Source organism: Paenibacillus sp. HB172176 (genome assembly GCF_011947265.1).
Lineage (GTDB): Bacteria > Bacillota > Bacilli > Paenibacillales > Paenibacillaceae > Pristimantibacillus.
This window is the reverse complement of the sequence record NZ_JAATHD010000011.1, coordinates 1-13514: the sequence shown is the minus strand read 5'-3', so window position 1 is coordinate 13514 and position 13514 is coordinate 1. Positions and strand designations below refer to the sequence as shown.

The 13514-nt window shown below is 50.9% G+C and carries 13 protein-coding genes; 3 read left to right on the top strand and 10 right to left on the bottom strand.

What is annotated here, in order from left to right; translation table 11 throughout:
• The first annotated feature begins 220 nt into the window (after positions 1-220).
• Positions 221-415 carry a hypothetical protein gene (locus HFP08_RS15385; RefSeq protein ID WP_168121489.1) on the top strand — a complete coding sequence of 65 codons (195 nt, stop codon included), beginning with the start codon at positions 221-223 and terminating at the stop codon, positions 413-415.
• Between the two features lie 215 nt (positions 416-630).
• On the opposite strand, the gene HFP08_RS15380 is transcribed toward HFP08_RS15385, so the two are convergent.
• The 4 genes from HFP08_RS15380 to HFP08_RS15365 form a co-directional block, all read right to left on the bottom strand.
• The gene (locus HFP08_RS15380) at positions 631-2007 is read right to left on the bottom strand and encodes a polysaccharide deacetylase family protein (RefSeq protein ID WP_168121488.1); all 1377 of its coding nucleotides are present in this window, start codon (positions 2005-2007) and stop codon (positions 631-633) included.
• A 349-nt stretch (positions 2008-2356) separates the two neighbouring features.
• Positions 2357-3226: a carbohydrate ABC transporter permease gene (locus tag HFP08_RS15375; protein ID WP_168121487.1), complete on the bottom strand. Its 870-nt coding sequence runs from the start codon at positions 3224-3226 to the stop codon at positions 2357-2359.
• A 10-nt stretch (positions 3227-3236) separates the two neighbouring features.
• Positions 3237-4151, bottom strand: coding sequence for an ABC transporter permease (locus HFP08_RS15370; protein ID WP_168121486.1), 915 nt, complete (start codon positions 4149-4151; stop codon positions 3237-3239).
• A 21-nt stretch (positions 4152-4172) separates the two neighbouring features.
• Positions 4173-5720, bottom strand: a complete 1548-nt coding sequence (locus HFP08_RS15365) for an extracellular solute-binding protein (protein WP_168121485.1) — start codon at positions 5718-5720, stop codon at positions 4173-4175.
• A 262-nt stretch (positions 5721-5982) separates the two neighbouring features.
• Here HFP08_RS15365 and HFP08_RS15360 point away from each other — a divergent pair, with 262 nt between their 5' ends.
• Complete coding sequence (locus HFP08_RS15360; protein WP_168121484.1) at positions 5983-7740, top strand: sensor histidine kinase; 1758 nt, start codon at positions 5983-5985, stop codon at positions 7738-7740.
• Positions 7741-7746: 6 nt separating this feature from the next.
• The gene (locus HFP08_RS15355; protein WP_168121483.1) at positions 7747-9444 is read left to right on the top strand and encodes a response regulator; all 1698 of its coding nucleotides are present in this window, start codon (positions 7747-7749) and stop codon (positions 9442-9444) included.
• 51 nt (positions 9445-9495) lie between these two features.
• Here HFP08_RS15355 and lepB read toward each other — a convergent pair whose 3' ends face one another.
• From lepB to HFP08_RS15325, 6 genes are all read right to left on the bottom strand, one after another.
• On the bottom strand, positions 9496-10005 hold the full coding sequence (gene lepB / locus HFP08_RS15350; protein WP_168121482.1) for a signal peptidase I: 510 nt from the start codon (positions 10003-10005) through the stop codon (positions 9496-9498).
• 32 nt (positions 10006-10037) lie between these two features.
• Complete coding sequence (locus tag HFP08_RS15345; protein WP_168121481.1) at positions 10038-10571, bottom strand: hypothetical protein; 534 nt, start codon at positions 10569-10571, stop codon at positions 10038-10040.
• 96 nt (positions 10572-10667) lie between these two features.
• The gene (locus HFP08_RS15340) at positions 10668-11012 is read right to left on the bottom strand and encodes a hypothetical protein (protein ID WP_168121480.1); all 345 of its coding nucleotides are present in this window, start codon (positions 11010-11012) and stop codon (positions 10668-10670) included.
• A 21-nt stretch (positions 11013-11033) separates the two neighbouring features.
• Positions 11034-11684 (bottom strand): HAD family hydrolase, encoded by a 651-nt coding sequence (locus HFP08_RS15335; protein ID WP_168121479.1) that lies wholly within the window; start codon positions 11682-11684, stop codon positions 11034-11036.
• Positions 11685-11763: 79 nt separating this feature from the next.
• Entirely contained in the window at positions 11764-12552 is a 789-nt protein-coding gene (locus HFP08_RS15330; RefSeq protein ID WP_168121478.1) for a PP2C family serine/threonine-protein phosphatase, read from the bottom strand.
• A 156-nt stretch (positions 12553-12708) separates the two neighbouring features.
• Complete coding sequence (locus HFP08_RS15325) at positions 12709-13401, bottom strand: nucleotidyltransferase domain-containing protein (RefSeq protein WP_168121477.1); 693 nt, start codon at positions 13399-13401, stop codon at positions 12709-12711.
• Positions 13402-13514 lie beyond the last annotated feature (113 nt).

Below are 13514 nucleotides of genomic sequence, written 5' to 3'. Positions count from 1 at the left end.
CCGCCTTGCGTTTCGTGGATATAAACGCATATGAATATAGCAACATCGGCGTTAACGGAAATGGCGAATGGAAGAGGAAGAGAACTTAACCGCTGCGGATTGAGTTAACCAATATTAACGAGTCTCTCATTGTGTCTTGCAAACGCCTTGGCAGCGTGTATGATTTCAAATAGTAGAAGAGCAGCAAAGCTTGCTCTCATACCAAATCATAGGAGTGGTTATGCTGCAAGAGATGTCGATTCTGGCGGAGGCGATGCAGCTGACGGGGCTTCAAGCCGCAAGCTCCGAGTCCACGATTAACGAGAATCTGCTTGACTCCTTCATAGATGCATCATCCGTATCCAGTTGGGCAAGAAGCGGCGTGTCGGACAGTGTGCTGGCAGGCATCGTGACGGGGAGAGACGGAGCAGGCTAGCTCCGCAAGCTTCAATAACCCGTGCGGAAGTCGCCGCCATGATACAACGATTATTGCAGAAAGCCGAACTGATCCAAGCTCGGGGAATATTCCGGCATTTGACGTAATAGGACCTCAAATTCCTACAGTAAAGAGGAATTTGAGGTCCTTCTTCTTTGAGGTCCTTCTGCATGGTTAGGAACAGCTTCTCGCCTCAGGCGTCCCTCCGCTGATGCTCAGAATATGGCCGGCTTCAGCGTCCACGTCTGCAGCCTCGACATGCGCATCGTGTTGGTGACATCCTGATTTTCCGGGAAAATGATCCATCGATTCGGCCAATTCATGTTATCCTTCACATGCCTCATGGTCGCAAGGCTCGCTTCCCGCAGCGACACCGTATCTTCCCCGGACAAGCCGCCGCGAATCATCTCCGCCATTGCGCAGTACATGGTCTCCGGGCTGACAACCGCATCCCCGACGTTGAACGAATCCGGCAGCTGCCGAAATTCGAACACGCTCGGCCATTCGGCTCGCAGCGCCGCCAGTGCGTCCGCCGCCGTTGCCGTGCCCGCCGCAAAGCCCTCCGCGACGACCGCATCGAACGGCCGCTGAGGTCCGTAGACGAGCTCGGGCAGCGCCTCCTCGCCAAGCAGGAATTGCCGGAACGCCCAGAACAGCTCGCCGGGCGACAGACTGACGTCGCCGTCCACGACGAAGTCGACTTCCGTCCCGACCGAGGAGGCGTAACGGAGAACCTCCTCCTTCGTCAATACCCGCGTCTTCGTTCGCTCCAGCTCAAGGAGCTCCTTGTTCCCGATATACGACACATTCCCCTTGCTCAAGGTGTAATCGATGAACTGGCCGACCTGCTCCAGCGCGCTCTCCATGACGCCGTCCCCATACTTCGGCGGCTTCACCCATTCGGATTTGGGCGGATTTTTGCCCCTCGCGAAGTTGACGGCATCCCAATATTGCTCGAACACGAATTCGGTCGGATGGTAGAACATGCTGATGAAGGCCGTCTCTTCGTCCTTCTGCGCCTCGCACAATTCGTCGAAGCGGCGGGTCATCCGGCCGAGCAAGTCGTCTCCCATAGGGATATGCATCAGGCCCGTCAGCGAGGTCATGCTCAGCAGACCGCCGTACCAGAACGGCTTCCCGTCAATGTCGATTTCGTAGAAATTGTTCAAATAGACCGGAACGCCCCAATGGTTCAGGGTCGCATAGGTCTGCGGCGCCCAGGATAACCCAGGCTGCCCGTAGCAGAGCGCGTCCTGTCCGGTGATCCGCCGCACGTCGGCGAAGCCTTGCTCTTCCCTGCGCGCGAATTCCTCCGCTCCTTCGCGGAAATCGAACTTCTCCAGATAGGTCGTCACGACCGGAGGCAAGCTGTGGAAATCCGTATGATACCCGACTTCGTGACCCGCCAGCCGATCAAGGATGTCGCGCCGTCCGCGGCGCTCCAGCATGCGCGTCTTCTCCCCGACCAGCTTGAAGATGCCGATGACGCCTCGGCTGTCGAGAACATCGAGAAGTCCGAGGAACGCCTCCTCGGACTCTTCGTTAATGAAATCCTCCACGTCGAACCAGAACAAAATCTTGACCGAACCCATATCCAATCTCCTCCTTATAGTGCGTGTTCAAAAAGTTCGGTTTTCAGCATCATAGCGTATGCTTACGATGCAGCGTTTTTTCAAAACGCTTCCGAAGATTGGATGAAGGTAGAAACTGAGGAGCGGAGCGTAGTTGAAGCTACGTGAGCACCTGAAATGTTTCCGAAGGAAACATACTTCGAAAGCATACGCTTAGTTTCGTCTGAATTCAATATTCGATGTCGAATATGCTCCTTGGCATACTTCGTGATGGAAAGCGGACTTTTTGAACAACCTCTTATAGTTGTTGCAAATGCTTCAAATCATTGCAAAACCGGCGCGTCCATGAACGGCCGCGCCGACTTTGCTATTATCCTTTGACCGATCCAAGCATAACGCCTTTGACAAAATATTTCTGCAGAAACGGATACAGCATCAGAATCGGCAGCGTGCTGACGATGATCGTGGCGAACTTGAGCGCGTCCGTCGTGACCAGATCGCCGCCTGCGGACGATTGCGCCGCCATCTCGCTATCCAGCTGACCTGCGATGATCAGATCCCTCAGAATCATCGTCAGCGGGAACAACTCCGGATTGCGCAGATAGAGAATCCCGCTGTAGAAATTGTTCCAGAGCCCCACCGCGGCGAACAGCCCGATGGCCGCGTAGACCGGCTTGGAGAGCGGGACGACGATCCGGAAGAAGAGCCCGATGTCCTGCAACCCGTCGATGCGCCCGGCGTCGAACAGTTCCTCCGGCAGCTCTTCGAAGAACGTTCGGAACACGAGCAGGTTGAACGCGCTGACCGAGCCTGGCAATACCATTGCCCATACCGTATTCAGCAGGCCAAGCTCCTTCACGACGAGGAAGCTCGGAATCATGCCTCCGCTGAACAGGATCGTGAACACGATCGCCATCATGAACGCTCTGCGGTGCACCAGCTTGCGCTGCGACAAGGCGAATGCGCCTGAAGACGTGACGATCAGGGAAATGATCGTACCAAGCACGGTGTAGATCACCGTATTGCGGTAACCGGTACCGATCCGGGGATCGTGGAACACCGTCTCGTACCATCCCGTCGTCAGGTTCACCGGCCAGAATGAAACCTTGCCCTGCATGATCGCGAGCTCGCCGCTTAGCGAGACGCTGATCATATACCAGAAAGGATAGACGGTCGCCGCCATCAGCCCAATCATGACCGCAACGTTCATGAAGTCGAACGCGCCGATTTTCTTCTTCATCTTCTCCCTCCTACCATAAGCTGGTCTCCCGCGTTCGCTTGGCAAGCCAGTTCGCTCCAACGATCAACAGGAACCCGACGACGCCGTTGAAGACGCCGATGGCCGTCGCGTAGCTGAATCTGCCTTGCAGAAGTCCGACCCGGTACGTGTAAGTCGAGAAGATGTCCGCCGTATCGTACACGAGCGGATTGTACAGCAGGAACACCTTCTCGAAGCCCGTTCCGAGCAAACCGCCGATGTTCAGGATCAGCATGATGATCGTGATCGGCACGATGCCGGGAAGCGAGATATGAATCGTCTTCCGCCACCGGCTCGCCCCGTCGAGCTCCGCCGCCTCGTACAGATTCGGATCAATTGTGGTCAGCGCGGCCAGATAGATGATCGTGCCCCAGCCGATGCCTTGCCAGATGCCGGAGGAGATGTAGATCGTACGGAACATCTCCGGCAATGACATGAAATAGATCGGTTCAACCCCGAACAGGCCGAGAAAGCGATTCACGATGCCTCCGTCCGGCGAGAGGAAGATAAGCACCATGCTGACGATAATGACGTTCGAGATGAAATGCGGCAGATAGCTGACCGTTTGCACCAGCCGTTTGAACGCCATGTTCCGCAGTTCGTTGAGCAGCAGGGCCAGGACGATCGGCGCCGGGAAGCCCCAGAGCAGACTGTAGACGCCGATCAACACCGTGTTGCGAAGCAAAGGCAGGAAATCCGGATTGTCGAACAGAAAGATTTTGAAATATTTCAATCCAACCCACTCGCTGGCCCATACGCCGGCGAATGTATTGTAATCCTTGAAGGCGACCACAATGCCGAACATGGGACCATATTCAAAGATCGCAAAGTAGATGAAGGTCGGCAACAGCAGCAGCAGCAAGAACCTGCTGTCGCGCAGCCTCTGCCAATATGGTCTTTGTTTCATCGCACGCAGTCCTCCCCGATCTTATTGCTGCGAACGGGCGTATGCCTGTTCGTATACCTTCAGCACGTCGTTCAGGCCAAGATTATCGAGCCCCTTCACATAATCGTCCCACTCGCTCATCGGACGCTGCCCAATGATGAATTTGCTGATGTTTTCCGACGTGTATTTGCCGATGGCATCCTTCTTGATCGCGATCGAATCGGCTTCGTCCTTCGTGAACACCGCGACTTCGGAGGCCGGCGCGATATGCTTGCTCGCTTCTTCGTAAGCGGCCTTCGTCTCGTCGTTAAAGAGCGCAAGATTCGCGTCGTTATCGAACCAAGCGTCTACGCCAGCCGTACGGATGCCGTATTTGGTCGCTCTCGTCGCGGTATCCGTAATATCCGCCATATATTGATTGACGCCGTTCACTTTTTCGAACGTCACGCCTTCCTTGCCCCAGCTTGCGATCTCGCGGCCTTTCTCCGTGAACAGGGAGTCGATGAACCGGAAAGCTGCTTCCTTGTTCTTGGATGTCGTGGTGACCGTCAAGCCTTCCTGGAACAGGAACTGGGTGCCGTGTACCCCTTCGTGGCCGTCTCCGCCCGGCGGTGTGAACTGCGCGATTTTGAAATCCGGATTCTGCGCCCGCGCCAGATTGTTGTAAGTGTCGATATGGCCGATGTAGCCATAGACGACGAATGATTTGTCGGTCGTGACCATTTCGTTCCGCTTGTTGCTGTCGAGATTGCCGAATTCCTGCGGAATCAGCTTCGCCTTGTAGGCGTCGACCAGGAATTGCAGCGCCTGCTTGTAGCTGTCTTCGGTCGGGCCGAAGCGCCATTCCTTCGCTTCGTTGTTGTAATAATACGTGTTCTCCGTGCCGAAGCTGTACGCGATTTGATTGAGCGCGCCCCAGTCCGGCACATAGAGCGGATAGCTGTCCGGATACAATTCCTTCAGCTTGACCAGGACATCATAGAATTCATCGTACGTCTTCGGCATTTCGAGATTGTTTTTCTTGAATATATCTTCCCTGTAGAGCCACAGGCCATCCCAATCGCCGAAGGCGCCTTGCGCGGGATGCATGTACAGCTTGCCGTCGTAAGAGAGCAGAGCGTCGGTTATTTCTTTGTGATCGTCGATCCACGCTTTCAGGTTCGGCATCTGATCCATATAGTCGAGCAGGTTGACCAGCGCTCCTTCGCTGCCGAACTGATGAATAATATCCGGTCCCGACATCCACATCAGGTCGGGCATGTCGCCGGAAGCGACGACAAGCGGGATGGCTTCCCACCAGTTGCCTTGATAACCGCTGACGTCCAGTTCGACGTTCGCGTTCTTTCCGAGCTCTTGGTAGACCAGCCAATCCTTCTGCAGCGGATACGCCGGATGGTTCTGAACGATCATGGACAGCTTCGTCGGCGGCTCTGCCGGTTCGCTAGGCCCCTTCGTAATCGGCTTGTCCGTGCTTGCGGTATTGCCTGGTTCGTTGCTGACGTTCCCGTTCCCGTTGTTGCCCGAGGAACAGGCCGCGATCGACACGAGAACCAGAACGAGGCTGATCATCATTGCCATTTTTCTGAACATGTAGCTTCTCCCCTTCATTACGAATTCGGATGGTTAATGCGCTGCCGATATCTAAATTATAATTCAGGCTTAGGGGGGCTGAATATAAACCGATTGCGACCAGGCTGCATCCCCATTATCCAATTCATCTCGAATGCCGCCGGCTCCCGAAGCATCAAGTGTCAATCGGTTAAGACAGGTTGAAGATGGTTAGCGCCTGCCGCAGCGGATCGTCTGCTATAATGAGGTATCGGCTCGCATATTGAACGGGGAGGCATGTGAAGTGCTGACGAAGAGGAAGAGCATCCGCAGATTATTCATGGACCGGACAATTCTGACGAAGCTGATCGTCACGCTGCTCATTGTCATCGCCCCGCTCTATATCTTCAACTATTACGTCAACGATATCGGCGCTCGCAAGAATCGTCAGGAGATTGAACGAACGCTTACCGGCTCCGTGCAAGCCTACCAGAATATTCTCGACAACGAGTTTCTGAAAATCCAGCAATTATTGAAGCAACGCGCGCTGGATATCGCGATTGCCCATGCGGAAATCATCGGGCCCGATCTTCTTCCCGTGGAACGTACGGGATTCTTGCGCGATGTGCGAACGCAGCTCAGCAGCCTTCAATATTCAACAAGCTTCATTTCGGAGACGGAAGCCTACCTTCCTCTCTTCGACCTCGTCATCACCGTATCGGACGAAGGCATCAAGCCGTTCGATTCCGTGGCCTTCGAGACGCTCAAGAAGCAGGGCAAGCCTTTTGTCGCCTATCGGGACAACCTGTACATGAACCTGCCTTTCATAACGGACAGCGCGGATAGTTCCCGAACCGGCATGTTCATTCTGGCGGTTCAGATTTCGGAAGACCGAATCTCGTCCTATCTATCGAAGATTATGAATTACAACCGCGGCGAGGCGCTGCTGTTCGACCGGAACAACTCCTGGCATATCGGGACCGGCCGCGAGGACGAGATCGGCGCCACGATCAGGAGCGAGCTTCTCTCGCTGAATCAGGAGCGCTTCGAACCCCATGTCGTGACGAGGGTCGTTGACGGCGAACCCTATCTCATCATCTATCAGGTTTCGTCCGACGATACCATTCTCGCGGCCTACGCCCCGGTAGACGAAATTTACGAGCCCGTCAGTATCTACAAAAAGTTTTTCGCGGCCATGTCCTTCTTGTCGATCGTTATCATCGTGCTGTTCTCGACCGGCTTGTATCGCTTGATTCACAAGCCGCTGAAGAGCTTGGTGCAAGCGTTCCGGAAAGTCGAGCTCGGCCAGCTTCAGTATACGCTCGTCCCCCAATCAGAGGACGAATTCGGCTATCTCTACCGGCGCTTCAATACGATGACCGAAACGCTGAATGATATGATTCATGTGGCTTACGAGCAGAAGCTGCTTCAGCAGCGCTCGGAGCTGAAACGGCTTCAATCGCAGATCAACCCCCATTTCCTGTACAACAATCTCTTCGTCCTGCAGCGTCTCATCCGTTCGAAGCGCAATGACGAGGCGATGCGGATCGCCGAGTATCTCGGACGGTACTTCCAGTTTGTCACGCGGAACTCTCTCGACGAGATCACGCTCGAGGAAGAATTGCTGCACGCCAAAACCTACGTCGACATTCAAGCGATCTGCTTTGAACAACGCGTCACGGTTATCTTCGAGCCTGTTCCAGACGAGATCAAGAAAATGATGATTCCCCGTCTCATCGTCCAGCCGCTGCTGGAAAATTGCTTCATCCACGTCTTCGAGAAGGAACTCGTGGACGGCGTGCTGTCGGTATCCTATTATGCGGACGTTGACTTCGTCCGGATTTCCGTCGAGGACAGCGGCACCGGAGAAGATCCCGGGGACGGTCTCGTCGAGAAGCTGAGAGCCTATCTGGTCAGCGGAGATCAGAGAGTGGAGGAAAGCACGGGTATCATTAACGTGCATCGGAGGCTGCAATTGAAATACGGCGAGGAATCCGGACTTCGCATCGATCGAGGCGTTCTTGGCGGGCTTAACATGCAAATCGTCATTAGAAGGGGATGATCGGATATGCTGAAACTATTAATCGTCGACGATATGAGAGTCATCGCGGATGGCCTGCACGACCTGTTTGTCGAAGAGTCGGACGGAAGGCTGGAGGTGTATAAGGCGTATTCCGCTCCGCAGGCGCTCTCCGTCATGGACGGCCACGGAATCGATATCATCGTGTCGGATATCAAGATGCCGAAGATGTCCGGCATTGAGATGCTGAGAGAGGTCAAGAGGCGTCTGCCCGCGTGCAAAGTCATCTTCCTGACGAGCTACCAGGATTTCGAATTCGCGCGCGAGGCCGTTACGCTCGGAAGCTACGACTTCATCCTGAAGACGGAAGGAGACAAACGGATCCTCGAGGCGGTGAACAAAGCGGCCGAGGAATTGCTCGAAGAGCGGGAGAATCGGGAACTCGTCGCGAGCGCCAAGCAGCAGTTCAAGATCATTCTGCCGTCGCTTCAACGCGACTTCCTGCTCGAGCTGCTGCACGGCAAGTCGATCGGCGAACGGGAGCTGACCGAACAATTCCATGCTCTCGACATCGAGTTGCGTCCCGCGTCGCCAGTCCGCTTGCTCGTTGCGAGGATCGACAGATGGAAGCAGTCCATGACGTGGTCCGACCGGGCGCTGCTGCTCTATTCCGCGCGGAACATCATGGATGAGTACTTGGGCGGCAATCTGCGCTTGGCCATGGTGAACCTGGATGCCTCCCATATCGTCGGCTTGTGGCAGCCGGTCGACGAATTGGAGGATGTTCGGGAATCGGAGCGCTCGTTCCGCCATGTCTACGGCATTCTCGAGACGATTCAGAATACATGCCGCGTCATGCTCAAGCTTCGGATTTCCATGGTGCTCGGCAGCTCGGCGACTCCTTGGAACGAGGCGGCAGAGAAGCTTCAGCAGCTCGAATTCCTGATGCAGAACGGAATCGGCCTGAACCACGAGCTGCTGATTACGGAGCACGAATTACGAAGCAACCGCTCCCGTCGGCAGCTGCCGCCCGCCGGCGCCTCTTCCTCGGACATGTTCCTGCGGCTTGCGAAGTATTCCGCCATGCCGGGTCTGCTGGCGCTGGGCAAGAAGGAGGAATTTCTCTCGCAGCTCGAAGATCTGTTCGTCCTCGTCGGAGACGTCAGCGAGCACGAAGGACTCGTGCTCGAGACGAAGCACTTCCTGGGCTACCTGTTTCTCGGCCATATCAATCGAAAGCAGCTTGTCTCGGAAGTCTCGGAGCAATTCGGAGCGTTGGCGCCGGACCCAGCGGACGATTGGACGACGTACGCCAGCCGTTGCCGCGAGCTCGCGTTATTTCTGTTCGAATGCACGCTGAACGATTCCGAGAACCATTCGAATCGGCTGATTCAGGATGTTCAGCTCTACATCGCGGAGCATATGCATCATGATCTCTCCCTGACCCGCCTCGGCGAGCACGTGCATCTCCATCCGACGTATCTGTCCAGGCTGTACAAGCAAGTGACGGGCAAGTCCATCTCCGATCACATCATGGAAGCCAGGATCGATCGGGCCAAGTATCTCATCCTGCACAGCAACAAGCGAATGAACGAGATCGCGACCGAGGTTGGCTATCAGTCCGGCATCGCATTCAATCGGTTTTTCAAAAAAATCATGAACATCGCTCCGCAGGAGTATCGAGATTTGCTGCAGCACCGATCAACGTCGGGCAGACAAGCTTCTACGCATGGTTCAAGCGAATAAGCTGAAACAGCCGAATGAAGACTCATGCGCCTTGGATAACGTATCAATGCATTAATCGCCGAATAAATAATGGGTTGGAATGTTCACCAACACCTTGCCAATCAGCTGCTGCTTCGCTACAAAAGGAGTAGGCCATAGATGGGAATCGAAGCTGTTGTTCCGATTATCCCCCAGGAAGAAATAATGATCAGCCGGAACCGTGACCGGACCAAAGCTGTAATTCATTTGTTGCTCCAGATACGTTTCAGTCACCTTCTCGCCGTTCCGATAGAGATACCCTTCCTTAATCTGAATCGTATCGCCTGGTAATCCGATTAATCTCTTAACGAATCTTGTATGCTCCTCACCCTCAACCGGAGGATAGAACACAACAATATCTCCATGCTCCAGATGCGTGATTCCCATTAGCTTCTCTACCACGACGCGATCCTGCAATTGAATCGTCGGCAGCATGGAGCCCGATGGCACCAGCATGGCTTCAGCGACATACGTTCGAATAAGGAGCGAGCAAACCACTGCGATAAGAATGCTAGGCAGCCAGCTTTTGATGAAATTTTTCATAATGGATCACCTCTTAATCTCTTAATCCTCGCTCATTCCATTAACTTCCCATCCTTGTCGTACATTTTGTAATGACGAAATTCATAGCTGCCTGTGCTGGATTCGGGAAGAGTGATCCATTTCACATTCGATATGTCTGGATTCATGTCCGCTTCCATCCTTTCACCGTTCACATCAACCTGCAGCTTCGATATTCCATTGCGACTCTTCGAAATAATCATCATGGAACGTTTTTCTGTGCCGAAGAGAGTGGGCAAGAATACAGCATATTTATCGTCCTCGTGAGACTCTACTTGTTGCCATGTATAATTGCCATCCTTGTTCTTATGAAATTCAATGCTTGAGGGAGTCTGATCGGATAAAAAGCCTGCGACTCTGTAATCCCCAAAGTCACGAACATCAAGAAGAATAACTTCTGCATGCTCATAGCCATCAATAGAATGAATAACGTTCACAATCGACTCCCGATCATTGCCGTATACCTTCTTCTCTTGATCGAGTAATTGAATGGCGAATGTGATTCCGAGCATCATAATGCCAACGATAATTAGCTTATTTCTCCACATCCTCCGTCAACCTCCTCGCTGCTTCTTCACTTCCTCGATGAGAATGTCCAGTTTCTCCGATAATAACTATAGCTGCCACCTCGTTTCTTAATGATCCTATAACGGAATACGATATTCCGAATTAAGCTCCACGATGTGCTCGCCTTGATTGAATACCCAACAGAACTCGAAGCTGTCGCCTACATATTTCGTTCGCTTCCGTATATCTGGTACAATAATGGAGTCCATATGACTGATTATCGTCGCTTCCATCTCCCGAAGCCGCTCGAGCGTACGGGTCGCCATATCGTGGGCCGCCTCTTCTTCAAGCGTCTGGCGGAAATAAATCAGCGCTGTTTCTTCCTCGGACAGTCCGTCTTCGAGAGGCGTACCCGAGCCGCGAAACACCTCTTTCACAACCTTGATCCAATCGTCCACCAAATTCATTGTAATTTCATACATCCTATCAACTCCTTGCTTTGCTTAATCCAGCTTGTTTGCATTTAGAATTAGGTTCTTTAGTTCGCTTAACTTGTTGATTCGATAGTTAGCTTTAGAGAAATCATGTGTTTTTGTGAAGTCGTTATGAACAATCACACAGTCGATACCAGCCGCCACGGCAGAGTTCAACCCTCTGTTTGAATCCTCTACAACCAAGGTTTCTTTCGGGGTAGCCCCTAAGCGCTTTAGACCGGTCAAATATGGTTCCGGGTGCGGTTTCGTGTGCTCGTAGTCTTCGCGAACAAGGACGAAATCCATGAATTGTACAATCTGGCGCTTTTCATGAATGAGTTGAAAATCCGCATGCTTTGAGGTCGTCACGATGGCCATGCGGACATACTTTGACAATTCGGCCAGAGTTTCTACTACACCTTCAATCTCTATGGCTTCTGTTCGCAAATATTCTTGATAATAAACATTTCGGACCTCACGCTGCCTGTTAATGGTTTGTTCATCAATGCCTGCTGCCCTGGCTTGAGCCCAAGTACCCAGTGACTGAGTCATGTCGCGGAGATATTGATCTTTATCCAATCTGAATCCAATGTCAGCCAGAGCACGCTCTCCCGCTTTGTAATACCAGAACTCAGTATCAACCAGGACACCATCATGATCAAAGAGTATATACTTTTTCATTATCCTGTTCTCCTTACTCAGTTGCAACTATACGTAAAACACGGGTCGATAATCACGGGTTCATTGGGTTAGGTGGTTTCTAATCTGAAGGATATAATACCTGGTGGGAATTATTAACCTGCCAACAGATTAGTGAAGTACTGTCTTTCACGTGATCATTCATGATGTCTTCTAAGACCATTCTTAGATTTTTATGAATCTCTTGTTCATTGACAAAGCTATTATAAAGATTGCAGGAAGACTGATACTTCCCGTTTTCGCAATCCAATAATCCATCAGTTGATAATAAAATAAGATTGACTCCTTGTCTTAACTGTCTCCTGCCTGAACTGTAACAAGGCACTTGCAGATCAAATGTATTGACTTGTCCTATCCATTCAAAAAACTGCCTTTGATTGAGTCCATATTGATGAAACTTAGCTAATTCAGGATGGAATAAATAGCCCATACAGTCACCAATTGATAACCACCAAATAAATGCCCCTTTTTGGAAGATAAATAAGCATGAAGTTTCTCCATTGATTGTTCGGCATTGGTTTCTAAAAGGTTCCTCTGATAGAATGCTAACTATGTAGGGCTCCAAATCTTTAAACACGTTTTCTGAATTGCAAATCTCAATGATCTCATCTCTATTGTCTTTTAGTACTTCTATTACTATCTTTGCACTCTCTGAGCTATTATGTGCATCCAAAAGCACAGCAAATACCCAGTTTTTCTCTAGTGATTGAATACAGTAAATTGCATCCTCATTCTTAAGAGCTCCGACTTTTGTGCTGCCGCCAAAACAACCAATTTGAATATGACCAAGAGATGTAATAAATATCTCATCCAGATACTTCTGTTCAGACCCTATCCATTCAAACTCCATTGAAATTCCTCCAAAATGCATTTTTTGCAATTCCGCCTAACGATTGTGTATTCACTAATTTTTACTGCCTTAAACGATCGTAGAGTGACTGCGACGCGTTTCAGTTTTCTTTATACTTTTACACGTCCCGACGGGCTTAGAGGGCTGAATATGGTGTTAATCGAAGGAAGTTCTGGAAGCAGCCATTGCATTTAACGCGTTCTCAAAATAGCTATATACTTCATCTGCAATTCCCAGAAACTCCTCAATAAGTACATTTTTACTATCCAAGTAACAAGCATACAGATAATTAACTAAATCAGAGTCAATCTCGCAATAGTCTAATATGGCATTCTTCATCTTAATCATGTCATCTTGCCATACACCTGTATCTTCTAAAACCAAAGAGTATAAAGCACGAATTAATCTCTTTGAGTAGCCTTTAATATATCTGTTCTTCATTGTGTCATCACTAGCATTAGAAAGTAAACAATGTACACGATCTACTTCCTTCTTGGTCTCTGTATTTAAGTCTAAAATGAACTCTGGAGAAATAATTATCGGCGGTACTTCTTCACCAACGTCATGACCATATATGCAAACACATATTATCTTAATCCAAAAACCCCATTCATTCGGTTTGCTTAAAACATCGTCAATCGAGCAAATTGTCGTATCAATCTTAGTTACTACAGGATATTCTTCCAAAAGCCTGTCTTTAATATTTGACAATTTTTCATAATCAATATCTTTGGGATTTTCACATACAATAGTAAAGTCTGCATCTGACTTAAAAGGTACAGCAGTTCCTTTTGGAATCGAGCCACACATATAAACGCTATGAATCTTACCTTTAAATTCGGTAAGCATATTATCTACATACTTATCTACTGGACAGTAAAAAGTTTTACATCATTAAGAAGCAAGGAAATCGGCGTCCTGCTGGGCCGCTTTCTGCTTGGAACGAATAATTTGAGTTAGCG